This window comes from Halorubrum sp. Ea1, from assembly GCF_002252965.1.
Classification (GTDB): domain Archaea; phylum Halobacteriota; class Halobacteria; order Halobacteriales; family Haloferacaceae; genus Halorubrum.
Genome location: NZ_NHPG01000040.1, coordinates 1 through 775, shown reverse-complemented (window position 1 = coordinate 775; position 775 = coordinate 1). Strand labels below are relative to the sequence as shown.

Genomic DNA, 775 nt, shown 5'->3' with positions numbered 1-775 from the left:
CGCCGCGCTCGACGGCGGCGCCTCGGGCGGCGGGTTCGCGGTGCCGTCGGTCGGCGGCGGGACGTTCGGCGCCGACACGGCGGGCTCGCCCGGATCGATCTCCCCGCCGTTCCCCTTCGTCTCGCTGCTCCTGGCGTTCGTGTTCCTCGTCCCGATGAACTTCCTCATCCAGGCGTACGGCTCGTCCGTGCTCGACGAGCGCACGAACCGGCGGGGGGAGCCGCTGCTCGTCACGCCGCTCTCGCCGGTGGACATCGTCGCCGGGAAGACGCTCCCGTACGTCGCGGCCGCGCTCCTCGTCACGACCGTCATCGCGGTCGCCGTGGGGGGCGGCGCCCTCTCGGTGATCGCCGTGCTGCCCGTCGCCCTGACCTTCCTCGCGGCCACGTTCGTCGGCGCGATGTTCTCGCGGTCGTTCAAGGAGCTCACCTTCGTCACGGTCGGCGTCAGCGTGCTCCTCACGACGTACGCGTTCGTCCCCGCCGTCTTCACCAACGTGACGCCGGTCGCGCTGGTGTCGCCCCTGACGCTCGTCGTCTTCGACCTGCAGGGCGAGGCCGTCTCGGTCGGCGAGGCGCTCTTCTCGACCGGGCCGATGGCGCTCGGCGCCGCGCTCCTGTTCGGCCTCGGGCTCGGGGTGTACCGCGAGGAGGACATGTTCACCCAGAAGCCGGTGACGCGGAAGCTCCTCGACGCGCTCGCGGTGCGGCTCTCGACGGTCGAGGACGCCGCCATCGCTGACCTCGCCGACCGCCGGCGGCTCCGCGCGCTCGGC

The 775-nt window shown here is 72.9% G+C and carries 1 pseudogene; it reads left to right on the top strand.

The features are described from left to right. A pseudogene (locus DJ73_RS05455) lies at positions 1 to 775 on the top strand (ABC transporter permease); the annotation flags it as partial.